This is a genomic window from Solwaraspora sp. WMMB762 (assembly GCF_049179115.1).
GTDB lineage: Bacteria > Actinomycetota > Actinomycetes > Mycobacteriales > Micromonosporaceae > Micromonospora_E.
In genome coordinates, this window is sequence record NZ_JBMHMD010000001.1 from 3,908,141 (window position 1) to 3,931,050 (window position 22,910).

Consider the following 22,910-nt stretch of genomic DNA (forward strand, 5'->3'; position numbering starts at 1 on the left):
GCGACCACCATCCACCGCCGATCCATTGCGGAACACTCTACGTAGGTGTTAGCTGACGCGATGGCGGGCATCGTCCTCAAGAGATCCGAGCGTCGTCCGGCACCCGAGATCCCGGCCGGGGAGGTCCGCATCCCGCCGCCGCCGCAGGTCGCCGATCCGGACTCCGGCCGCTGGCAACGCCTGCTGGCCCTGCTGCCGATGGCTGGCGGATCGGTGGCGATGGCGGTGCTGCCGGGCCGCGACGGCGGGGTCTACCCGTACCTGATGGCCGCGGTGTTCGGGGTGTCGACGCTGGCCATGTTGGCGACCAGTTGGAACTCCGCACCTGGCACCGGCGCGCGGTCCGCGACCGACCTGGCCCGGCGTCGCTACCTACGGCAGTTGGCCGGCCTGCGCAGCCAGGTCCGGGGGACCGTGGACCGGCAACGAACGGCGCTGAACTACCGGTACCCGGAGCCCGGTCGGTTGTGGTCGACGGCGGCGAGCAGCCGGGTCTGGGAGCGCCGACCGCATGACCGGGATTTCGCGACCGTACGGGTCGGGGTCGGATCGCGCCCACTCGCCACCCCGCTCGTGCCGCCGGCCGACGACCGGCCGGTGGACGAGATCGAGCCGCTCACCGCCGCGGCGTTACGCCGGTTCATCGACTCGTACTCGCTGGTACCTGGGTTGCCGATCGTGGTCGGACTGCGCGACGTCGCCCGGATCTTCGTCGTCGGACGGCCGGACGACACCGACAGGTCCGGCGCCGAGCAGCTGCCGGCAGCCGACCCGGCGCTCGACGCCGGCGGGTCGGGCGACGATGCCCCGGACGGGGCGCCGGCCGCGCTGGTCCGCGCGGTGCTGGCCCAGCTGGCCGTCCTGCACGCCCCGGACGACCTGCGCATCGCGGTCTACGCGCCGGCCGACCGTCGCGACCGGTGGGAGTGGGTCAAGTGGCTACCGCACGCTGGTCATCCGCAGCGCACCGACGCCACCGGCCCACTGCGGTTGGTCGCCGGCAGCGCGGTGGAGCTGGCCCGGCTGCTGGACTCGTTGTCTCCCGCGCACGTCGTGGTGGTGTGCGACGGCGCCGATCCGAACGGCGGGACCGGGGCGGACGACGGGACCGGGGCGGACGACGGGACCGGGGCGGACGACGGGACCGGGGCGGACGGCGGGACCGATCCGATCGACGGGGGCGGGAACGGCGTCACCGTGGTCCAGGTGGGCGTACCGGCACCACGGATACTCGACCGGGTCACCGTGGAGCTGTCGGTCGACCCGTCCGGTCGGCTGGCCGTCCGTGAGCCGACCGGGCCCACTCATACCGGGACGGCCGACAGGCTGGGTGTCGTCGAAGCGGAGGCCCTCGCCCGGCAGCTCGCCCCGTTGCGGCTCGCGACGAACAGCGGGCCGGCCCGGTCCGCCGCAGTGGCCCAGGCGGACTTGGTCCAGCTGCTCGGCTTCGGCAGCGGTGGGGCCGGTGCCCGCTGGTGGACGACGGCCGGACCGGACCGCAGCCCGTCAGTCGACCGCCACCTGCGGGTCCCGTTCGGGGTCACCGCCGAGGGGCACCCGGTCGAGCTCGATCTCAAGGAGTCGGCGCTGCAGGGCATGGGGCCGCACGGGCTGGTGGTCGGCGCCACCGGCTCCGGCAAGTCGGAGCTGCTCCGTACGCTGGTCCTCGGGTTGGCGCTCACCCACCCGCCGGAGTCGTTGAACCTCGTCCTGATCGACTTCAAGGGTGGTGCCACGTTCGCCGCGCTGGATCGATTGCCGCACACCGCTGCGGTGATCACCAACCTGGCGCAGGAGCTACCGCTGGTGGACCGGATGGCCGACGCGCTGCACGGTGAGGTGGTCCGCCGGCAGCAGCTGCTACGCCGGGCGGGCAACCTGGCCAGCCGACACGACTACCTGCGGGTGCAGCCGGCCGACGAGACCCTGCCGCCGCTGCCGTCACTGGTGATCGTCTGCGACGAATTCACCGAACTGCTCACCGCCAAGCCCGACTTCATCGACATCTTCCTTCAGATCGGCCGGGTCGGACGGTCCCTGGGGATGCACCTGGTGCTCGCCTCACAACGTGTGGATGAGGGCCGGTTACGGGGACTGGACACCCATCTGGCGTACCAGATCGGGCTGCGGACCTTCTCGGCGCTGGAATCGCGGGCGGTCCTCGGCGTACCGGACGCGTACCACCTGCCCCGCGAGCCGGGCCACGGTTTCCTGCGGTACGGCACCGGGTCACCGGTCCGGTTCCGGGCCGCCTACGTGTCCGGGCCGTACCGCCGACCGGCCCCGCGCCGGGCCGGCGGTCCTCGCTCGACGCCCAGGCTGTACGGCTTCCGGACGCACCCGGTGCCAACGGCCACCACCCAGCCGGAACCGGCCGGAGCGCCGTCGGGCGTCGACGCCAGCCTGCTCGAGGTGAGCATCGACCGGCTGGCCCGGTACGGTCCACCGGCGCACCGGATCTGGCTGCCGCCGCTGGGCGAGCCACCCCGGCTGGCCGACCTGCTCGGTCCGGTGCGGCTGGTGCCCGGTCGGGGTCCGGCCGTGGCCGATTCGGACCGGTCGGGGCGGCTGCGGGTGGCCGTCGCCGCCATCGACAAGCCGTACGAGCAGCGCCGGGATCCCTTGTGGCTGGATCTGGACGGGGCGGCCGGGCACGTCGCGGTGGTCGGCGCACCGCAGAGCGGAAAGTCCCAGCTGATCCGGACATTGATCTGCGCCCTGGCGCTGAGCCGTTCGCCGGCCGAGGTGCAGGTGTACTGCCTCGACTTTGGCGGCGGGGCGTTGGCCGGGCTGCGGGACCTGCCACACGTCGGCGGGGTGACTGTCCGCACCGAACCGGCGACGGTACGGCGTACCGTCGCCGAGGTCACCGACCTGCTCGCGAGCCGGGAGCGGCGGTTCGCCCGGGATGGGGTGGAGTCGATGGCCGCATACCGCGCCCGCCGCGCGACCGGGACCGGCAGTGCGCCGGACGACCCGTACGGTGACGTCTTCCTGGTCGTCGATGGCTGGACCACGCTGCGCGGCGAGTACGACGACCTGGAACCGTCGATCACCGACCTGGCCACCCGGGGCCTGTCGTACGGGGTGCATCTGGTCGCCTCGGCACCCCGCTGGGCTGACTTCCGGCCGGCGCTGCGGGATCTGTTCGGCTCCCGGCTGGAGCTGCGGCTCGGCGACCCGATCGATTCGCTGGTGTCGCACCGGTCGGCGGCCAACGTGCCACCGGGGTCGCCGGGCCGCGGGATCACCAGCGACGGCCTGCACTTCCTCGCCGCCGTAGCCTCGGTGTCCACCCTGACCGACGCGTTCGCGGACGGCTGGGCGGGGCCGGCGGCACCGCCGATCCGGCTGCTACCGGACCTGCTGCCGTACGCCGCACTGGACCGGACCAGCACGGCCGGGCTCCGGCTGCCGATCGGGCTGGCCGAGTCGGACCTGCGACCGGTGTCGATCGACTTCGCCGCGGATCCGCACCTGCTGCTGTTCGGCGACGCGGAGACCGGCAAGTCGAGTTTCCTGCGCGCCCTCGCCACCACCGTCGCCGGTCGGTTCGCCCCCGAGCAGGCCCGGTTGATCATTGTCGACTACCGCCGCGGCCTGCTCGGCGCGGTGGACACCGACCACCTGATCGGTTACGGCGGCACCGCGTCGCATACCACCGACCTGATCGACTCGGCCGCGGATCATCTGCGTCGGCGGCTGCCCGGACCGGACGTCACCGCCGCGCAGCTGGCCGGCCGATCCTGGTGGACCGGGCCCGAGCTGTTCGTCCTGGTCGACGACTACGACCTGGTCGCGGCCGGGTCGGTGAACCCGATCCAGCCGCTGTTGGAGTATCTGGTGCACGCCAGGGACGTCGGCCTGCACCTGGTGCTCGCCCGCCGCGTCGGGGGTGCCGGGCGGGCCCTGTACGAGCCCGTCGTCCAGCAGTTGCGCGAGTCGTCCGCCGCCGGCCTGGTGCTCTCCGGCGACCCTGACGAGGGGCAACTTGTCGGCGGGGTCCGCGCGGCGCCGCTACCGCCCGGCCGAGGTCGGCTGGTCACCCGCCGGGACGGCATCCGTCTGGTGCAACTGGCGTACCTGCCGGCGGCCGATCCGACCGGGCCCACGGGCGGCGCGAACCGGCTATCGGCTTCCCCCAAGACTGCTTCTGACAGTGCAGAATCGCGGTAACCTCCGTGCAGCAAGTGTCTGCTGGGGTGAGAAGGCCAGATTGTGACGTCGTTGCCGCGCCATCCACGCAGCGCCGCCCGTTGGCTCGTCGGGGCGGCGCTGGTGCTGGTGACCGCCGTCAGCGGCCCGGCCGCGCCACCCGGGCCCGAGCCGGAACGCACCGGCCCGGGTTCCGCAGCGGCGGCGAGCGCCGCGCTTCCCGTCCGGTACGACCCGATCCGGGACGAACAGTGGCAGTTGCGGGAGTTGTCGGCGACCACCGCCTGGCAGTACGCCACCGGTGCCGGGATCACCGTCGCGGTGATCGATTCCGGGGTGGACGCCAGCCACATCGACCTCGCTGGCCAGGTACTACCCGGGATCGACTTCGTCGACGACGGTGACGGCTGGTCCGACCCGGTCGGGCACGGCACCACCGTCGCCGCGCTGATCGCCGGCCGTGACGACGACGAGGACGGGGTGCTCGGGCTCGCCCCGGACGCCCGGATTCTGCCGGTCCGGGTGCTCGACGAGGAGAACCGCTACGACGACGCGCTGGTCGTCGCCAAGGCGGTCCGCTGGGCGGTCGACAACGGGGCCCGGGTGATCAACCTGTCGCTGGGCGGCAGCGGCGACAGCCCGGCGCTGGCCGCCGCGCTGGACTACGCGTTCGCCAGCGACGTCGTCGTGGTCGCCTGCACCGGCAACGTTTCGGCCAACGGCACGTCGCGGGTCTGGTATCCGGCCCGGGAGCCAGGCGTCGTCGCCGTCGCCGGGATGGACCGGGGTGGCGAGCAACTGTGGGCCGGTTCGATCACCGGGCCGGAGACGGTCCTCGCGGCACCCGCCACCGGGCTGATCGGTGCCCGACCGGACGGCTACTGGCAGGTGCAGGGCACCAGCTTCGCCGCGCCGCTGGTGGCCGCGACCGCGGCACTGATCCGGTCCCGGTTCCCGGAGATGTCGGCGGGCACGGTGGTCACCCGGCTCATCGAGACCGCCCGTGACCTGGGCGCGCCGGGCCGGGACGACCGCTACGGCTTCGGCCTGGTCGATCCGGTAGCCGCGCTGACCGGCGGGGTCGACGCGGTGCCGCGCAATCCGCTCGACGACAACCGGACCCCGGGTGTGGTCGGCTTCGGCCCGGCTCCCGGTCTGGAGTCCGCAGCGCCGACGTTGGCCGGCGGCTCGACCCGGATGGGCGGTCAGGACACCGGCGACCAAGGCGCCGGATGGGCGATCGGGCCGATCAGCGGACAGCGCAGCGAAGGCGGCCAAGGGCTGCTCAGCAGTGGTCTGCTGCTGGTCACGGCTGTAATCGGCACCTGGCTGGCCCGGCGGATGCGGATGACGACGGCGGCTGCCCGCAGCGACGTCAGGCACACTCGCCGGTGGCGGTCCGGCGGGTACTCCGTACTCCCAAAACCGCCGCCGCCGACGCCTCCTCGGCGGTGACCGCGAATCCGGTGTTCGGGTCGTCCGCCGCCGCCGCGAAGATCACCCCGAGGACGAGTCCGTTGGCCGCGACCAGCGGGCCTCCGGAATTGCCGGAACGGACCAGCGCACGGATCGTGTAGACCTCGCGGAGGACCTCACCGTCGTCATAGATGTTCGGGCCGGTGATCGGTCCGACGTCGCGGACCCGGGCGGACTGCGCGTCGTACGGCCCGTCCAATGGGAAGCCGAGCACGATCGCGTCGGCACCGGACGGGGCCGGACGGTCGGCGAACGGCATCACCGGAGCCGGCAGGTTCGGCACGTAGATGACCGCCAGGTCCCGCTCCGGGTCGTAGACCACCACTCGGCCGTTGTGCCGCTCGCCCAGAACCTCCACCGCGACGGTCTGCGTACCGGCGACCACATGCGCATTGGTCATCACCCGGTCCTCGGCGTAGACGAACCCGGAGCCTTCGATCCGGCGGGAGCAGCGGGGCGCGGAGCCGAGCACCTTGACCACCGACCGCTGGGCGTTCGCCACCACCTCGGAACCGGCCAGCGCCGGGTCCGGGGCCGGCACCTCGCGGACCCGGGTCGGGGTGAGCCCGCCGAAGACGTTCGGGAAGCCGCGGGTGTCGACGGTGTCCCGCAGCGCGTTGGACAACGCCTGCGCCTGCGGTGGCATCACCCGGTCGATGCCGTTGAGCAGGGCGCTGTTGCGTACCGCCCCGGCCAGGCCGGGCATCGCGGAGGAGCCCAGTGGCACCGCGACCAGCCAGGCCACGAGCAGCACCGCCACCAGCGAGATCGCCGCCCCGCCCAGGTCGTCGGCTCGGCGCCCCACCGGGCTGGTGATGGCGTGCCGCAGCCGGGAGCCGGCCCAGCCGGCCAGTGCCTGGCCGAGGACGGCGAGGCCGAACACCGCGACCAGTGACACCACGACCCGGGCCACAGTGTCGACGAACTGTTCAGCCAGCAGCGGCCCGAGCTGCAGACCGACCAGTGCGCCGCCGATGAACCCGGCGAAGGACAGCACCCCGATCAGGAATCCCTGGCGGTAACCGCTGATCGCGAATACCAACATGAGCAGCAGCAGCACGACGTCGACGGCGGACACCCGTCAAGACTACGGGCACCGGGCGAGCGGCCCGGCCGGCAGACGGACGTGGCGGCCGGCGGTCAGCCCGGCAGGCCGGCGGAGCCGTCCACAGTTGCCGCATCGCCGCCGGCCCGGTCACCGAGCGTGTCGGGCAGACCGGCGGCCGACGGATCGCCACCGGGCGACGGCTCGGGCGGCAGGTCGATGATCCGGCCGGTCGGCCAGGCGCCGGCCCAGCCGGCCATGTCCAGCAGGGCGGACAGCACCCCGGCGGTGAATCCCCAGACCAGCATGCCGCGCACCTGGAAGGCTGGTGACACCCAGCCGCTCGGGTGGCGTACCTGGAGTCGGTTGTCCGGGTCCACCAGCTCATCGACCGGCAATCGAGTGACATGTGCCACTTCTTCCGGTTGTCGGGGATGCACCGGATGTGGCCGATGCCACCAGCCGAGCACCGGGGTGACCACGAAGCCGCTCACCGGGATCCACAGCCGGGGCAGTTGGGCGAGCACGGTGACGCTGCCCGGGTCCAGCCCGACCTCCTCCTCGGCTTCCCGCAGCGCGGTCGCCCGCGCGTCCCGGTCGCCCGGATCGGCCGCGCCACCCGGGAACGCGGGCTGCCCGGCATGGTTGCGCATGGTCGCGGCCCGCTGCAGCAGCAGCACGTCGGGCTCACCCGGCCGATGCTCGCCGAGCAGGACCAGCACCGCGCTCGGCCGACCACCCCGGGCCGGGGTCGCCACCCGGGTGAAATCGGCGGTACGGGCGGAGCGTACCCGGGTGAGCAACGGCTGCCACCAGGCCGGCAACGGTTCGGAGGACAGTGGGTCGGTCACCGGGCCACCGTCAGGCCCAGCTCGCGCTCGACCAGGTCGGCGAGCGTGGCGTCGTCGACGGTGCCCTCGTACGTCCGACGGATCTCGCCGTCTCCGTCGACGAACAGGGTCAGCGGCAGGCCGACCCGCTCGACCGCCAGCAGCAGCTGCCGGTCCCGGTCGACCAGGCTCGGGAACCGCAGCCCCAGATCCTCGGCGACGGCGACGGCGGGATCCCGGTCGTCGTAGGTGTTGACGCCGATCAGGTGCAGCTGCCCGGCGGTACGGTCGGCGAGGCGTTGCAGCGCCGGCAGCTCCTCCCGGCAGGGCTGGCACCAGGAGCCCCAGAAGTTGATCACGGCGGGTCCGCGTACCGCCGCGACGTCTATGACCGTCCCGTCGGCGAAGCAGGCCAGGCTGACATCGGGCAGCGGGGTGCCGCCGCCCGGCGTACCGACGTCGGTCGACGGTTGCGGCGCGGCACCACCGGTCGACGGTTGCGGCGCGGCGACGGCCGCCGCAGCGGGCGGCGCGGTCAGGCCGGCGCAGTCGGCGAACGGGACCGGTCCGGACGCTCCGGCAGCGTCGCCCGCCGCAGCACCCGGATCGGTGGTGCAACCGGACGCCACCAGCAGCAACGGCACCAGGGCGGCGGCGAACCAGGACCCCGGCCTGAGCCAGCGGCCAAGCCCCAGCCACCGGCCGGGCCCCGACGGGCGGCCGGCGCTCATGGCACCTCGGCGGCGACGGCCGCCGCCGGCACCAGGTCGGCGGGGATTCCGGCCTGCTCGGCCAGCTCCCTCGCGCGGGGGCCCTTGAGCAGCTTCACCGCCTCGGCCGAAGCGGTCGGACCGGTGCCGTACGCCGGGCAGAGCGGGGCGAGCGTACACGCGCCGCAGGCCGGTCTACGGGCGTGGCAGACCCGTCGGCCGTGGAAGATCACCCGGTGGGACAGCATCGTCCAGTCCCGGCGCTCGATCAACGCGCCGACCGCGTGTTCGATCTTCACCGGATCGGACTCATCGGTCCACGCCCAGCGGCGGACCAGCCGTTGAAAGTGCGTGTCGACGGTGATGCCGGGGACGTCGAACGCGTTACCGAGGATGACGTTCGCGGTCTTGCGGCCGATCCCGGGCAGCTCGACCAGCTGCGGCAGACGGCGCGGTACCGCGCCCGCGTACCGCTCGGTCAAGGCCTGACCGAGCCGGATCAGCGAGCCGGCCTTGTTGCGGAAGAAGCCGGTCGGCCGGATCAGCTCCTCCAGCTCGGCCCGGTCGGCGGCGGCGTAGTCGGCGGCCGTCGGGTAGCGGGCGAACAGCTTCGGGGTGACCTCGTTGACCCGCTTGTCGGTGCACTGCGCGGACAGAATGGTGGCGACCGCCAACTGCAGCGGACCGTCGTGGTCGAGCTCGCAGTGCGCGTCCGGATGGATCTGCGCCAGCAGCCGCGCCATCCGCCGGGCACGACGTTTGCGCCCCAGGTCGGTCTCGGTGCGCACGGCCCGGACCGCCACGGGCCCGGTGGCTGCGGTTCCGGTGGCCGCAGCCGGGGCGGTCGCGGCTCGGGGGGCTGGCGGTGTCACACCGGCCAGCCTACGTCGGCGGGTCAGTCCGACGGTGGTGAGATGGTGCCGTCGTCGTCGAACTGGGCGCCGGTCTGCGGAAAGTCCGACCCGCTCAGCTCCCGGACCAGGTCGAGCCCGCGGCGTTGCTCGTCAACGACGGGCAGCCCGTTGCCGTTCATGTAGGTAGCGACGAACTCACCGTCGACCCAGTCGCCGTCCGGGTCGAGGGTCACCTTCAGCACCCCGCCCCAACCCAGCCGGCCGCTGTTGTTCAACGTGCCGCCGCCACCGGCGAAGTTGCCGAGGCTGTACGCGATCAGCCGGCCCTGGTAGAACTCCATGCCGCGCAGCACGTGCGGGCCGTGGCCGACGATCAGGTCCGCCCCGGCGTCGATCATCGCCCGGCCGAAGGCCATCGGGTCGCCACGGTTCTCTCCGGCGAACAGCTCCGTGCCCGGGGTGACCCGGGTCATCTCCGCTCCCTCGGCACCCATGTGGACCTGCACGACGACCAGGTCGGCCTGCTCGTCGGCGCGCCGGACCACCTCCGCAGCGGCGTCCAGGTTGATCAGACTGTTGTTCGGCGGGGAGTACGAGGAGAAGCCGGCCACCGCGACGCTGACCCCCTCGACGTCCAGCACGGTGATCTGGTCGAGTGCGCCGGTGTGCCGCATACCGTGCTCCTCCAGCGTCTGCTGGGTGTTGCGGTATCCGGCCTCGCCGTAGTCGTACCCGTGGTTGTTGGCCTGGTTGAGCAGCATGAACCCGGCGTCACGCAGGTGGGCCGCGTACTCGGGTGGGGCCCGGAACTGGTGGCACTGGGCGGCGCCCGGGGCGCACTTGCCGGTGCCGGTGTCGACCGTCAGCGGCTCCTCCAGGTTGCCCATCACCAGGTCGGCGGCGAGGGCCTCGGCCACCGAGTCGAAGAAGCCGGCACCGCCGTCGGGCGGCAGCCGGTCGGGGGCGTTGCCGAGCACGATGTCGCCGGTGGCCGACATCGAGATCGCCTGCGGCTCCGGCGACGCGGTGGCGGTCGGCGACGCCACCGTCGGCGAGGCAGCCGACTGCCACTGCGGTTCGGTTCCGGACCGGCCGATCCCGCCGAGCGCGACGATGCCGATCAGCACGGCACCGAGCAGAACGGCGGTCAGCACGACGATCGACAGGACGGGTCGGCCTGCGGCGGGCTCCTGCCGCCGGCGCCCCCGGGCGGCACGCTGGGCGTCACTCACTGGCGTGACCCTACCGGCCGGGGGTCGCCGGCGACGACAACCGTCCGGCTGGTTTGTCGCTGTGTCCGATTTGCCGTCTTTGCGAGTCCGCCCCGCCACCATGCCGGGAAGCGCCGCCGCGTACCGCCGCGTGCGCCACCCGGGCGAGCCGCGCGCCCCACGTCGACCGGGGACCGCCGTACCGCTGCTCCGGCCCGTCGGGCGGGCAGAGCACCACCACCGCGTCGGTCGCCGTGCCGGTGGCCCGCAATCCGAGCTCGACCAGCGCCTGGGTCTTCGCCTCGGTGATGGTGGCGACCGCGTTCACCAGGGCGGCCTCACCGAGCCGTACCGGAAGCGCCGCAACGATGTTGATCGTCCCGGCCGGCGGCGGTGCGGGGCCGGCGGCGCTCGGCGCGGCGGCCAGCACCGGGGTGCCGAGCCCCACGGTCGCCCACACCTGCACGCCGGCCTCGTCGCGGGTCACCATCCGACGCACGTCCACCCCGGTGAGCAGGCCGACGCCGGGTCCGCGCAGGTCCGCCTGCTCGGCCAGATCGACGAGGTGGGTGTCGGGGTCGTCGCGGTGGTACGACATCGGCACGGTCGCGTTGATCACCCACCAGCGCAGCCCGATCCCGCCGCCGAGCGGGGCGGAACTGATGGCCAGCAGCGGCTCGGTGAGCGCCCAGCAGGCGTACGGCAGGGTCCGACCGTCCTCGGTGCGGGTGGTGAACCATGGTCGGGCGACGTCGGGAGACACCGGTCGACGATACGGCGTCCGCCGGTCGCACGGCGGTGACCGGTCGGCGTGCGTGGTGCCGCATATTAACGACGGATCCACCCTGTTGGGTTACGCTCCTGGATCAAGATTCGGAGGGTGCGCATCCGGCCAGGGGCGGAGTGCACCTAGACTGACTGCGCGCGGCTGGTCACGGCTGGGGTGCCGGGGAACGGACGCCGCGCAGGCGGAGGTGCGCGATGGACGAGGTGCTGGCTCGTAGCGGGATCTTCCAGGGCGTGGACCCGGAGGCCGCGGAGGCACTCGCCAAGGAGATGGAGACGATCGAGGCCCGCAAGGGCGAGGTCGTCTTCAACGAGGGTGAGCCGGGTGACAGCCTGTACATCGTGCTCACCGGCAAGATCAAGGTCGGCCGACGGGCGGCCGACGGGCGGCAGAACCTGATCGCCGTGATGGGCCCGTCGGACATGGTCGGCGAGCTGTCGCTGTTCGACCCCGGGCCGCGTACCGCCACCGCGACCGCCGTCACCGACACCCGCCTCGCCCGGCTGCGCAAGCAGGCGCTGCGGCCCTGGCTGAACAATCGGCCGGAGATCGCCGAACAGCTGCTGCGGGTGCTTGCCCGACGGCTGCGCCGGACCAACGACGCCCTCGCCGACCTGATCTTCACCGACGTACCGGGACGGGTCGCCAAGAACCTGCTGCAGATGGCCGGCCGGTTCGGCACCCGCGACGGTGGGGTGCTGCGGGTGACCCACGATCTCACCCAGGAGGAGATCGCCCAGCTGGTCGGGGCGTCCCGGGAGACGGTCAACAAGGCGCTGGCCGACTTCGCCTCCCGGGGCTGGCTGCGGCTCGACGGCAAGAGCATCATCATCCTCGACCCCGAGCGACTCGCCCGGCGCGCCCGGGTGTGAGACCGACCGATCCGCCGGAGACCGACCGATCCGCCCCCGGACCGGGCAACGGTTGACTCACCGCACCGAGGCGGTCGCCCGGCAGACCGCGTCCACCGGGGTGACCGGGCGGACCTCCCGCCCCAACGCCTGCAGCAGCGAGTCCTCGACATGGAACCCGTGCACCCAGAGACGGTAGCGCGGCAGATCCGCCTCGCTCGGGCAGAGCACCTGCGCGTCGACGTCATCGGTCGGCACGTACCGGACACCGCCCTGTTCCTGCAGGATGGCAACGCTCGCGTCGTCGACCGCGATCACACTGCCCCGGATGTGCTCGGTCTCCCCGCCCGGCACCTCGACGGTGGTCACCGTGCTGGGCAACACCGGCGCGGTGGCCACCGAGTACGACGTCCAGGCCAGCGCGATCATGACGGTGAGCTGACCGGACGCGACCAGCAGGTGCACCGTGCCGGGCAACACCGGGCCGGTCACCACGAGGGCCAGCAGCGGCGGCACGGCCAGGATCAGCACCACGAACCACTCGCCGGTGGTCGCGGCCTCGACCAGGGTCGGTGCGAGCAGGCCGTAGTAGCCGAGCAGCAGCAGGGCGAACAGGGTCAGCCGGGCCGGCCGGCGACCGCCGGGCGGTTCCCCGGCCGTGCGGCGCTCGTCCACCGTACGGGTGAGCAGCTGGGCGGTGGCCGCGATCGCCGGCAGCAGCAGCGGCAGATAGAGGATCTTCCAGGTCACCAGCGCGACCAGCAGGGTGACGATCAAGAACCAGACGGGCACCACCCGCATCCAGCGGACCAGCAGCGGCGGTCCTCGACGCGCCCATCGCCGCTGGTCGTTGTCGACGCTTACGGTCAGCACCGCGCTGATCGCAAAGAGGGCCACCATCGCACCGGAGACCACCCGGCTCGCGGTGCTGACGAAGGCGGCGACCAGGTTGACCGGGTTGACGTTGGCGGCCAGCAGCAGGGTGGTCTGCAGCTCGCCGCCGGCCTCGACGACCAGCCGGAGCACCGAGATGATCGCCGGGGCACCGACCACCACGCTCCAGAACTGCTGCGCCGCCCGGTTCCGCCGGTCCGCCTCGTCGACCGGGCGCTCTGCGGCGGTCACCGCCGGTTCTTGTCGTCGTGGTCCACCAGGTCGGGCGCGCCGTCCGGCCGTGGCTGACTGGCCTCGCCGAGCCACTGGCCCAGATGGTTGTTGTACGCCGTCTCCCAGGCGTTCGCCTCGTCCCGTTGGTCCCGCTGGTAGCTCTTGTCCAGGAAGTAGCGGACCAGGTCACGGAGGTTCTCATCCTCGACGGGCACGCCGATGCCCAACTCCTCCTCGACGCCGAACGGCATGTCGACGATGGCGAGTTCGTCGGGGTTCTCCGAACGGAGTCCGGCGAGGATGGTCTCGTCGGAGACCATCGCCTGGAAGTCGCCTGCGAGGATGCCGTCCCGGCAGGCGGCCGGGTTGTCGGCCTGCTGGTGCGGGATCCCGCGTTCCCTGAGCATCATCTCGGTGGTGGAGCCGCCGGCGACGCAGACGGTGTACTCCTCCCTGTTCAGATCGGTGATCGTGGTGATCTCGTCGACGTACTCGGTGGCGACGAGCACCTCGGGTGTGGTGATCAGGTAGGGACCGGCGAACCCGACCCGCTTCTCACGTTCCTCGGTGATGGAGAAGCTGGCGACGACGATGTCGACCTCGCCGCTGCGCAGCTTCTCGATCCGGTCCTCGGTGTCCAGCGGCACCCACCTGATGCTCTTGTCGCCGAAGCCGAGGGAGTCGGCGATGTAGCGGGCGATCTCGATGTCGAACCCGTGGTACGCGTTGTTCCGCCGGTACGACATCAGCGGCAAATCAACATTGACGCCGATACGCAACTCGGTCCGCTCGCTGATCGTCGAGGCCTCCCGGAGGTCACGTACGGTCGGCCGGTCCGGCGGCTGGTTGTCCTCACAGGCGACGAGAGCGACCAGGACCATCGTGGCGGCGACCGCCAGCGTGGTCATCGTCTGCCTGGTGCGGTGGTCGACATATGTGCGGAACCTGGTGGATTTCTCAGTCATGGCAACCTCACGACTGCGGCAGTCAGGATCGATTGCGTGTCGGGCAGCCGTCCACATTGCCGGCTCCGCTCAATGTAGTGGCTCCCGGCAATACCTGACACCGCTGAGTTGCGCCGCGCGGCAACAGGTGATCTCCGTACCGGGCGGGATCAGGCGATCTTCGTGCTGGGCGGGATCAGGCGATCTTCGTGCTGGGCGGGATCAGGCGATCTTCGTGCTGGGCGGAGTCGTCGACCGGGTCCGGGCCGACGGGCGGTTGCGGGTCAGCAGCGCCAGCAGGCAGCCGGCCAGCGTCCAGGCACAGAGCACCGACCACTGCGGCAGGGTCGGGGCGTCCGGAAAATACGAGATGCCGCGAATCAACGAGACGGACGCCCCGGGTGGAAAGAACTGGCCGATGGTGCCCCATGGCCGGGGCAGGAATTCGACCGGCAGTGTGGCCGCGGAGATCGGGCTGCCGACCAGCATGATCAGCACGGTGCCGACGCCGACGCCGTGCAACCCGAACAGGTTACGCAGGCCGACCACCGTTGCCGCGATGGCCGCCACGGTCAACCCGCTCGCGACCGCGTTGAGCGGAAAGGATCCGCTCAGGATCCGGAACGCGTACTGACCGACCACCGCGACCGCCGTACCGGCGATCACGGTGAGAACGGCCAGGGTGAGCAACCGTCGAGCGGTGCCCTGGATGCCGATCGCGATGAAGATGCCGCCCTTGAGACCACCGAGCAGCAGCGGAAAGAAGAAGGCGCTGAGTCCGGCACCCCGCTCGTCGTGCGGGGAGAGCGGAACGACATCGGTGACCGGTGGCCGGTCGGCCGTGGTCTGCCCGGCCGGGTTCAGCACGCCGGTAAGCGCGCCGATCAACTGACTGGCGATGGGGCTGGCGCCGGAGGCGACCAGCAGTTCCGGGCCGCCGTCGACCACCACGGCGCCGTACACCTCGCGGTGTCGGATGCCCTGCACCGCCGCGTCGCGGTCGGCGTACCGACGGACGGTGAACTCGTGCGGCCGAACCTGCTCCAGCGCCGCGACGATCGTCGTCGACTCCGGCTGCGCGGCCACCAGACCGACGGGTACGCCGCGCGGCTCGGCGTAGACCGCCGGCCAGGTGAAGGCGACCATGATCAGGGTGGCGACGGCGGCCAGGCTGGCACCGGTCACGAGACACCGGCTGAGCCGGGTCGGCTGCCCCGGTTCCGGCTGCTCCATCGGTCACCTCGGCCGCTCGGCGGTTGCGCAACTGCCAGGTCAGGCTAACCACCCGGATACTCGGACAGCCGAGACTTGCACCAAATGCCGGTTACCGGGCGGCCAGGGTCGGGCCGAACAGTTGACCGGGCCCCTTGCCCGCCAGGCACCGGTACTGGTGGTCACCGGCGGCGAGGTCCGCCGGTTCCGGCAGCAGCACTGCGTACTGCCAGTCGTTGGCGTCCATCCGCAGGGTGAACAGCCGGAAGCTCTCCGCCCCGCAGGCCTCGACGACGGCCGGGTCGGACCGGATCGCGGCATGGTCCGCAGCCCGCAACCGGGTCGGCAGCTCACCGACCGCGAACGTCTCCCAGGTGTGCCGGCCGGTGCAGGCGGTCGCGGTCAGGGTACGCGGAGAGTTCGACACCCGGCCGTTGAAGCATTCGAGATCGTCCGGACAGCGCAGCTCCGGTCGCAGCGTCAGGTGGCAGTTCGGCAGCGCCGCGCCCGCCGGACCGCCGCCGGTGGGGTCGCTGGCAGGGCTCTCACTGGCCACCGCACCGGTCGTCCGCTGGTCGGCTCCGGTGATCGGGGGAAACGTGGCGGGACCGGAGCCCTTGGCCACGATCCAGGTGCCCAGGCTGGTCATCGCGAGCAGCACCAGCAGGCCGAGCCCGCCGGCAAGGGTCCGCAGCCAGGAACGGACGGCGTTGTCGGGCGAGGTGCCCGGTCGGCCGGCCGGCGGGCCGGCAGCCGACGGGTTGGCAGCAGACGGGCCGGCAGCCGACGGCGGCGGGCCGGGGCGTTGCCCGGGCACCTGGCCCGGCTCCGGCGGGGGCGGCACCGGGACGCTCCAGGACGCGTTGCGCTCCGGCCGGGACGGCACCGGGGTCGTCGGGTCGGCCCAGCTGTTCGACCCGGTCGGTGGCCCGCCGGAGACCGGGGCGATCGAGAACGGCGGCCGGTGCGGGGCGGCCGGGCTCCAGTGCTGACCGAGCGGCACCGCCGCCAGCATGTCCCGCAGCACGACCGCCGGAGGTCGGGCGGCGGGATCGTTCGCCATTCCCTGGCGTAGTACGTCGGTGAGCGCCGGATTGACCCCGGGCAGGTCCGGCAGCGGCCGGTCGAACATCTCCAGGAGGGCCACCAGGCTCGGGTTGCGCTCGTCGTCCCAGCGGGGCGGCTTGCCGCGCATGATGGCGTACAGGGTGGCGCAGAGCGCGTAGACGTCGGCGGCGGCCGACGGCGGACGGTGCTGGAACGACTCGGGTGGCGCGTACGCCGGGGTCAGCACCTCCAGGGTGACCGAGGCATCGCGGTGCTCGACCAGCACGGCCAGGCCGAAGTCGGCCAGGGCCGGCTCGTTGAACCGGGAGTAGAGGATGTTGGCCGGTTTGACGTCGCGGTGCAGGACGCCGAGATGGTGGGCGTCGGCGAGCGCGTCAGCGATCTTGACCCCGACGTCACGTGCCTCGAAGGCGTCCAGCGGGGAGGTGCGCATCCGGTCGGCGTACGAGCCGTCGCACATCTCCATGATCAGGTACGGATGGAGATCCCCGGTGACGCCGACGTCGAAGAGGTCCACCACGTGCGGATGGGACGACATCCGCCCGGCGGCACGCGCCTCCCGCATGAACCGGCGCTGGTCCCGCTCGTTGTCCAGAGCCCGGTTCTCCACCTTGACGGCGACCTCCCGGCCGACCGACTCCTGGACCGCACGGTAGACGGTGGCGTAGCCGCCTCTGGCAAAGACCGACAAATCTGACAGTCCAGGCACTGTGGGGAACGGCAGCGCGCTCGGCAGTCTGTCGTTCACACGGTAAACGGTACCCAAGACCCCGGACAGCCGGGGCGACCCCGGGCCCCCGGGTCAGCCGTCGCCAGCCGACCGGCCGGTGCCGGGCGACGGTACGCCCACCCGGCGGCGACGTTCGGTCAGCAACGCCACCCCGGTCACCACCGCGCCCAGCCCTTCCCAGGCCGCCACCCCGACGAACCGCACCGGAGCCACCTCGGCTGCCACGACCACGGTGAAGACCACCGTGGTGACCAGTCGAAAGATCACCGAGAACAGAAAGAACGGCCGCCAGTCGGTGACCGCCGCCAGCAGGTAGTAGACGCCCATGTTGAACGAGGCCATCGACGACGCCGCCATGAACGTACGGGTGTAGTCGCCGGCCGCCCGCTCCCCGGTGGGCAGCGTGTCGAAGCCGAGCAGTACGAGCAGGACGTCGGGCTGAGCCAGGCCGACCGCGCCCAGCAGCAGGGCCATCGCCCCGAACACGGCGACGGTCCACCCGGATACCGAACGGGGCAGCTTCATCGGGTTCCTCCGGCCACAGTGCGCCCACGGTGGAGCACCGTGGGGGTCAGGCTAGCGAGCGCGCCGCCCGGCCGGCATCCCCGGGTCCGCCATGATCCACCCCACCGACCAGGCCACTGTCATCCACAGCAGACCTGATCGCGTCGGCGGCGGCCCGCTCGCTGACCTGCTCGGTGCCGTACGCGAGACCGACCGCCCGGTCGGCTGCCTGCCGCGCCGCCACCCGCTCGCCGTTGGCGGCCAGCACGGTGGCCAGCACACCGAACCCGGCGACCTGGCTGCGGACGTCCTCCGCCGGCGCGTCCAGCGCCCGCCGGGCCCAGTGCAGCGCCGTCCCCGGCTGCCCGTCGGCGAGCAACGCCGCCGCGTACCGGGCCAACGTCTGTCGTCGGGAGAACAACACCGCCGGGCTGTCCATGGCGGTCGCGACCGGTGCCAGCAGCCCGACCGCGGTCGGTGGGTCACCCGCCGCCAGCCGCGCCGAGGCGAGCAGCACCCGTGGCGCCACCTGGACGGCGGCCAACGGGTTGTGCGGCTCGACCGACGTCAGCACCGACTGCGCCAACCGCTCGGCACCGGCCACGTCACCGCACTCCAGGGCGACGAAGCCGCGCAGCGTCCCGGCCATTCCGATCAGCAATGGGTGATCGATCCGCTCCCCCTGGGCCAGCGCGTCGGAGAGCAGATCGGCGGCGTGTTCCCACTGGCCGAGCCCGCGCGCCACCACCCCCCGCGCCAGCAACGCGAAGCCCCGACCCCAGTCGTCGGCCGCGCTGTCGAAATCCCGGTACGCGCGCCGCGCCGACTGGTCCGCCTCGGCCAACTCACCCAACTCGGCCGCGGCGAACGCCTCGACCGCCCGCAGCGTGCCGACCGCCCACGCCTCCCCCACCCGCTCGCCGAACGGCAGGAACACCCGGGCCAACCGGCGGGCGTCGGCCAACCGGCCGGAGAGCAGCCGGGCGAACGCGGTGGTGCCCCGCAGCCAGGCCCGCCCCACCGGGTCGTCCAGCTCGACGAACAGCCGCGCCGCTCGGTTCAGCACCGCGTCGGCGCCGGCGAAGTCGCCGCGCATCGTGGTCACCCACGCCAGGCTCTGCAACGACCAGGCCTGCCCACGCCGGTCGCCAGCTGCCAGGTTCACCTGGTACGCCGCAGCGAACCGGCTGCTCGCCCGGCTGAGTCGGCCGGCCAGGAAGTCGGCCATCCCGAGTCGGCGCATCGCCTCCGCCCGCTCGGCGGGCAGCCCTACGTCGGTGGCCACCTGCAACGCCTCACGCCACACCGCCACCGCACGGGCGGCGTCGCCCACCGCCCGGTGGGCCCGACCGGACACCAGCAGGGCACCGGCCCGGGCCGCGGCATCCTCACCGGCGTTGGCGAGCACCTTCTCGGCGGTGGCCAGCGCCTCGGCCGGCCGCCCGGTCTGCAGCAGCGCCCGGGCGTAGACCAGCCGGTCGGCCTTCGGCACCGCGTCCCCGCCGAGCGCGGACGCCCGCTCGGCGTACTCCACGGCCAACTCCGGTTCACCGACCGCGATCGACCGTCGGGCCGCCCGGCCCAGCGCCGCGACTCCCAGCGGCCCGACGGCACGGGCCGCCGAGTCCGGGCGCAGCCCGACCGCCTCGGCCAGGCCGACCGCCCGTTCGACGTGATCGGCGACGAACACGTCCCGCAGCGCCGGGCTCATCCCGCCCGGCCCACCGCTCGCCGGGCCGGTGCCGACCGCCGCCGGCGCGTCGGCCCCGGCCGCCCACCGGGCCAGGCACGCGTGCCGTTCCGCCAGGTCGGCCTTGCCGATCCCGGCATAGGCGGCCTCCCGCATCAGCGGGGTCGGGAAGGCGAAGCCGACCCGGGTGCGGTGCAGCATGCGGCGCTGCAGCAACTCTTCGACGGCCCGGTCGAGCTCGACCGCCACCACCGCCGCCGGCCGACCGTCCCGCCGGTCCCGCAACGACTCCAGGGTGCCGTCCGGCACCACGTCGCCGACCACCGCGGCGTCACGCAGCACCGACCGGGCGTCGGCCGGCAACGCGTCGATCCGGGCGGCCAGCACCGCGGCCAGGTCCCGGGAGAGCAGCCGGCTGCTCAGCGACCCGGGTGCCAGCCGCCAGTCCGCGCTGTCGCCGCCGGCGGCGTCGGCCGACGGACCGGTCCGGGTCAGCGCGCCCCGCTCGATCAGCAGGGTGACCAGCTCGGCCAGGTAGAACGGGTTGCCCTGGGCGGTGGCCAGCAGCCGGTCCACGTCCGGTTGCGGCAGCCGCCCACCGCCGAGGTACGAGGTGAGCAGCCGGGCCGCGTCGGCGCCGCGCAGCGGCGGCAACGGGTGCACTTCGGCGTCGGCCACCCCGGTCAGCACCCCGGCGGTACGCACCAGCTCGGGTCGGCCGAGCAGCAGCACCAGCACCGGACCGGTGAGTCGGGACAACGTCTCGCCGAGCACCTCGACGGTGTCCGGCAGGGCGTCGTGCAGGTCGTCGACCACGATCAGCAGCGGCGCCTCCCGGGCCAGGGCGCTGAGCAGGTCGGCCACCGCGCTCGGGATCGCCTCGGCGTCGAGTACCGGAGCGTCCGTGGTCAGGTCGGCCGGGCCCGACGACGGGTGCGCGGCGGCCGGTGGATCCGCGTACCCGAGCAGGGTCAGCAGCAGGTCGACGGAGAGCGGCGGCGGCTCCGGACGGACCCGGGCCAGTCGTTGCCCGAGGCGGCGCAGCCGTTCCTCGACGACCGGGCGGGTGACCGCGGTGGAGCTGTCCCGGGGCAGCCCGGCCGCGATCCGTACCAGGTCGGCCAGCGGGGCCAGCCGACGCCGCTCGCCGAAGGCGGCGCAGCGGACCGAGAGCACCCGCGCGCCGGTGGGCGCCGCGTACCGCCCGGTGCCGACGTCGTAGCCGGCGGCGTACCGCTCGACCTCGACGGCGAACCGGGACTTGCCGATGCCGGCCTCCGCGGTGAGCACCAGCACCCGCGGGTCGCCGTGGTCGATCACCTCGGTGAGCCGGCCGGCCAGCCGGCCGATCTCGGCCTCCCGCCCGACGAACGGGGCCTGGTCGCCGATGCCCGACCGGGTGCCGGGCGCGTCGTGCAGACCGAGCAGCTCGTACGCCTCGACCGGGGCGCGTTTGCCTTTGAGCCGCAGCGGGCGCAGCTGCCGCCAGGCGGCGACGTGCCGGGTGCCGGTGACGGTGCCGGCCCCGGCGTACACCGCGCCGACCGCCGCAGCGTCGGCGAGCCGCGCGGCGGTGTTGACCGTGTCACCGATCACCGTGTACTCGATGGCCGCCTGGATGCCGGCGACCACGTCACCGGTGTTCAGGCCGACCCGCAGGCCGAGCGGCGCGCCGCCGCCGCGCTCGTCGTCGAGCACCCGGCGCACCGCACGCTGCATGCTGAGCGCGGCCCGTACCGCACGCTCGGCGTCGTCCTCGTGGGCGACCGGGGCGCCGAAGACCGCCATGATCCCGTCGCCGGTCAGCTTGTCGACATGCCCGCCGAACGTCTTGACCGCCCCGGCCAGGGCGGCGAGCACCCGGTCGGTGACGGCACCAACCCGTTCCGGGTCGAGATCCTCCGACCAGGAGGTGAAGTCGGACAAATCACCGAAGAGTACGGTGACCACCCGGCGCTCGGCGGCCGGCAGGAAGGCGGCGGCCGGCAGCGCGCCGCCACAGTTGTGGCAGAACCGCGCGCCGGGTACCGCGACGGTTCCGCACACCGGGCAGGTCACTGGCGGTCCAACCCGGTCCGCCCCGGTGTCGATTCCCGGTCACCGCCCGTGTCGTCGGTCGAGGCGCCCAGGTAGGCGAGCTGCGCCCGGACCGACCACTCGGCGGCCGGCCACAGCGCCCGGTCGACGCTGGCGTAAACCTCGGCGACGACGGCCGCCGGTTCGGTCACGCCCCGGGCCACCACCTGGCGGACCTGGTCCAGCCGGGCCTGCCGGTGGGCCAGGTAGAACCGGGCGGCGGCGGCGCAGTCGGTCAGCGCCGGGCCGTGCCCCGGCAGCGCCGTGACCTGGTCGTACGCCGCGAGTCGTCGCAGGCTGGCCAGGTAGTCGCCGAGGTCGCCGTCGGGCCAGGCGACCACGGTGGTGCCCCGGCCGAGGATGGTGTCACCGGTCAGCACGGCCTGCCGCCCGTCCGGCCCGGCGACCAGGAAGCAGGCCGAGTCGGCGGTGTGGCCGGGGGTGGCCAGCACGGTGACGGTCAGCCCGGCGACGTCCAGCACGGTCCCGTCGCCGAGCCGGGCCGGCTCCGCCGCCCGCCGGTCGAGGGCTTCCCCGTCGCGGTCGGCGGCCTCGCCCCGTTCGTCGGCGGCCGGGCCGCGGACCGGGGCCTGGAACCGCTCGGCGGCCGCAGGCACCGCCTCGACGTGGTCCGGGTGCCCGTGGGTCACCAGGATCATCGAGTACGGGCCGTGCGCCGCCAGCCGGTCGAGGTGGCCGGCGTCGGCCGGACCCGGGTCGACGAGAACGCCGTACCGCTCGCCCGGCCGACGCAGCACCCAGGTGTTGGTGCCGTCCAGCGTCATCGGCCCGGGATTGGGTGCCCGCACCAGGGTCGCCCAGCCCGGCAGATCACTGGCCAGGGCCGCGGCAGGGGTGGTGACGTGCGCGGTCATGGCTGCGATGGTACGGCCGCGCGGTGACTTCGCCGAGACTTCTTCAGCCCGCTCGGGTGCCGGCCTGCGCTCGGCCGACACGGACCGGTCAGGAGACCTCGACGACGACCTCCACCTCGACCGGCGCGCCGAGCGGAAGCTCGGCCACCCCGACGGCGCTGCGGGCGTGCCGGCCGGCGTCGCCGAAGACCTCGCCGAACAGCTCGGATGCGCCGTTGATCACGGCGGGCTGGCCGGTGAACCCGGCGGCCGAGGCGACGAACCCGGTGACCTTGACGATCCGGGTCACGGCGTCCAGACCGACCAGGGCGTCGATCGCGGCGAGCGCGTTCAGTGCACACCGACCGGCAAGTTCCCTGCCCTGTTCGGGGGTCACCTCGGCGCCGACCTTGCCGACGGCGAGCAGTGCTCCGTCGGCCATCGGCAGCTGGCCGGAGACGTAGACGTGCTGACCGGAGCGGACCGCCGGAACGTAGGCGGCCACCGGCGGGACCACGGTCGGCAGGCTCAGCCCCAGTTCGGTGAGGCGGGCGTGCGGGCCGACGGTCACGACTTCGGCCGCTTCAGGTACGCCACCAGCTGGTCCGGGTTGGGACCGGGAATCACGGTGACCAGTTCCCAGCCGTCCTCACCCCAGTTGTCGAGGATCTGCTTGGTGGCATGCACCAGCAGCGGCACGGTGACGTACTCCCACTTCTGCATCTCGTTACGGCTCCTAGCTCTGATTCGCCAACCGCCACAGCCTACGGCCACGGCCGGGACGGTGAGCCGGGTGCGTCGGCCAG

General features: G+C 73.1%; 17 protein-coding genes and 1 pseudogene. 3 read left to right on the top strand and 15 right to left on the bottom strand.

All coding sequences use genetic code 11. The features are described 5' to 3' along the window. Positions 1-60: 60 nt before the first annotated feature. Together eccCb and mycP are read left to right on the top strand one after the other, a co-directional pair. Positions 61-4,176, top strand: coding sequence for a type VII secretion protein EccCb (eccCb, locus tag ACN27J_RS17425; protein WP_421367422.1), 4,116 nt, complete (start codon positions 61-63; stop codon positions 4,174-4,176). 42 nt (positions 4,177-4,218) lie between these two features. Continuing rightward, positions 4,219-5,610, top strand: coding sequence for a type VII secretion-associated serine protease mycosin (mycP, locus tag ACN27J_RS17430; RefSeq protein WP_421367425.1), 1,392 nt, complete (start codon positions 4,219-4,221; stop codon positions 5,608-5,610). Here mycP and ACN27J_RS17435 read toward each other — a convergent pair. The 6 genes from ACN27J_RS17435 to ACN27J_RS17460 form a co-directional block, all read right to left on the bottom strand. Then, the gene (locus ACN27J_RS17435) at positions 5,531-6,709 is read right to left on the bottom strand and encodes a MarP family serine protease (RefSeq protein ID WP_278172063.1); all 1,179 of its coding nucleotides are present in this window, start codon (positions 6,707-6,709) and stop codon (positions 5,531-5,533) included. The genes mycP and ACN27J_RS17435 overlap by 80 nt on opposite strands. 62 nt (positions 6,710-6,771) lie before the next feature. Next, a complete protein-coding gene (locus ACN27J_RS17440; RefSeq protein WP_421372312.1) occupies positions 6,772-7,515 on the bottom strand; it encodes an NUDIX hydrolase in 744 nt (247 codons plus the stop codon). Between the two features lie 8 nt (positions 7,516-7,523). Beyond that, on the bottom strand, positions 7,524-8,237 hold the full coding sequence (locus ACN27J_RS17445) for a TlpA family protein disulfide reductase (protein ID WP_421367427.1): 714 nt from the start codon (positions 8,235-8,237) through the stop codon (positions 7,524-7,526). After that, positions 8,234-9,019 (bottom strand): endonuclease III, encoded by a 786-nt coding sequence (gene nth / locus ACN27J_RS17450; RefSeq protein ID WP_421372314.1) that lies wholly within the window; start codon positions 9,017-9,019, stop codon positions 8,234-8,236. The genes ACN27J_RS17445 and nth overlap by 4 nt, the downstream gene beginning before the upstream one ends. 92 nt (positions 9,020-9,111) lie before the next feature. Beyond that, complete coding sequence (locus ACN27J_RS17455; RefSeq protein ID WP_421372316.1) at positions 9,112-10,236, bottom strand: CapA family protein; 1,125 nt, start codon at positions 10,234-10,236, stop codon at positions 9,112-9,114. A 76-nt stretch (positions 10,237-10,312) separates the two neighbouring features. Next, positions 10,313-11,044: an adenosylcobinamide amidohydrolase gene (locus tag ACN27J_RS17460; RefSeq protein ID WP_421367429.1), complete on the bottom strand. Its 732-nt coding sequence runs from the start codon at positions 11,042-11,044 to the stop codon at positions 10,313-10,315. A 218-nt stretch (positions 11,045-11,262) separates the two neighbouring features. Between ACN27J_RS17460 and ACN27J_RS17465 the strand changes: the two genes are divergently transcribed. After that, positions 11,263-11,940 carry a Crp/Fnr family transcriptional regulator gene (locus ACN27J_RS17465; protein WP_123603854.1) on the top strand — a complete coding sequence of 226 codons (678 nt, stop codon included), beginning with the start codon at positions 11,263-11,265 and terminating at the stop codon, positions 11,938-11,940. A 57-nt stretch (positions 11,941-11,997) separates the two neighbouring features. Here ACN27J_RS17465 and ACN27J_RS17470 read toward each other — a convergent pair whose 3' ends face one another. From ACN27J_RS17470 to ACN27J_RS17510, 9 genes and pseudogenes are all read right to left on the bottom strand, one after another. Continuing rightward, entirely contained in the window at positions 11,998-13,044 is a 1,047-nt protein-coding gene (locus ACN27J_RS17470) for a hypothetical protein (RefSeq protein WP_421367432.1), read from the bottom strand. Continuing rightward, complete coding sequence (locus ACN27J_RS17475) at positions 13,041-13,991, bottom strand: transporter substrate-binding domain-containing protein (RefSeq protein ID WP_421367434.1); 951 nt, start codon at positions 13,989-13,991, stop codon at positions 13,041-13,043. The genes ACN27J_RS17470 and ACN27J_RS17475 overlap by 4 nt, the downstream gene beginning before the upstream one ends. 201 nt (positions 13,992-14,192) lie before the next feature. After that, positions 14,193-15,203 carry a hypothetical protein gene (locus ACN27J_RS17480; RefSeq protein WP_421367436.1) on the bottom strand — a complete coding sequence of 337 codons (1,011 nt, stop codon included), beginning with the start codon at positions 15,201-15,203 and terminating at the stop codon, positions 14,193-14,195. 91 nt (positions 15,204-15,294) lie between these two features. Next, positions 15,295-16,998 (bottom strand): protein kinase domain-containing protein, encoded by a 1,704-nt coding sequence (locus ACN27J_RS17485; protein WP_421367438.1) that lies wholly within the window; start codon positions 16,996-16,998, stop codon positions 15,295-15,297. Positions 16,999-17,052: 54 nt separating this feature from the next. Then, entirely contained in the window at positions 17,053-17,505 is a 453-nt protein-coding gene (locus ACN27J_RS17490) for a hypothetical protein (protein ID WP_421367440.1), read from the bottom strand. Between the two features lie 142 nt (positions 17,506-17,647). Continuing rightward, positions 17,648-21,232 (bottom strand): annotated as a pseudogene (locus ACN27J_RS17495) (adenylate/guanylate cyclase domain-containing protein); the annotation flags it as partial. After that, positions 21,229-22,125, bottom strand: coding sequence for an MBL fold metallo-hydrolase (locus ACN27J_RS17500; RefSeq protein WP_421367442.1), 897 nt, complete (start codon positions 22,123-22,125; stop codon positions 21,229-21,231). The gene ACN27J_RS17500 and the pseudogene ACN27J_RS17495, both read right to left, overlap by 4 nt. 88 nt (positions 22,126-22,213) lie before the next feature. Beyond that, positions 22,214-22,675: a RidA family protein gene (locus tag ACN27J_RS17505; RefSeq protein WP_421367445.1), complete on the bottom strand. Its 462-nt coding sequence runs from the start codon at positions 22,673-22,675 to the stop codon at positions 22,214-22,216. Beyond that, a complete protein-coding gene (locus ACN27J_RS17510) occupies positions 22,672-22,827 on the bottom strand; it encodes a DUF4177 domain-containing protein (RefSeq protein WP_123603862.1) in 156 nt (51 codons plus the stop codon). Before ACN27J_RS17510 ends, ACN27J_RS17505 begins: the two co-directional genes overlap by 4 nt. Between the last annotated feature and the right edge of the window lie 83 nt (positions 22,828-22,910).

What these genes read in the sequence shown, in the direction of transcription:
- ACN27J_RS17510 (WP_123603862.1), bottom strand. Translation starts at nt 22,827, where the DNA reads ATGCAGAAGTGGGAGTACGTCACCGTGCCGCTGCTGGTGCATGCCACC.
- ACN27J_RS17475 (WP_421367434.1), bottom strand. Translation starts at nt 13,991, where the DNA reads ATGACTGAGAAATCCACCAGGTTCCGCACATATGTCGACCACCGCACC.
- ACN27J_RS17445 (WP_421367427.1), bottom strand. Translation starts at nt 8,237, where the DNA reads ATGAGCGCCGGCCGCCCGTCGGGGCCCGGCCGGTGGCTGGGGCTTGGC.
- ACN27J_RS17500 (WP_421367442.1), bottom strand. Translation starts at nt 22,125, where the DNA reads ATGACCGCGCACGTCACCACCCCTGCCGCGGCCCTGGCCAGTGATCTG.
- ACN27J_RS17465 (WP_123603854.1), top strand. Translation starts at nt 11,263, where the DNA reads ATGGACGAGGTGCTGGCTCGTAGCGGGATCTTCCAGGGCGTGGACCCG.
- ACN27J_RS17490 (WP_421367440.1), bottom strand. Translation starts at nt 17,505, where the DNA reads ATGAAGCTGCCCCGTTCGGTATCCGGGTGGACCGTCGCCGTGTTCGGG.
- ACN27J_RS17480 (WP_421367436.1), bottom strand. Translation starts at nt 15,203, where the DNA reads ATGGAGCAGCCGGAACCGGGGCAGCCGACCCGGCTCAGCCGGTGTCTC.
- eccCb (WP_421367422.1), top strand. Translation starts at nt 61, where the DNA reads ATGGCGGGCATCGTCCTCAAGAGATCCGAGCGTCGTCCGGCACCCGAG.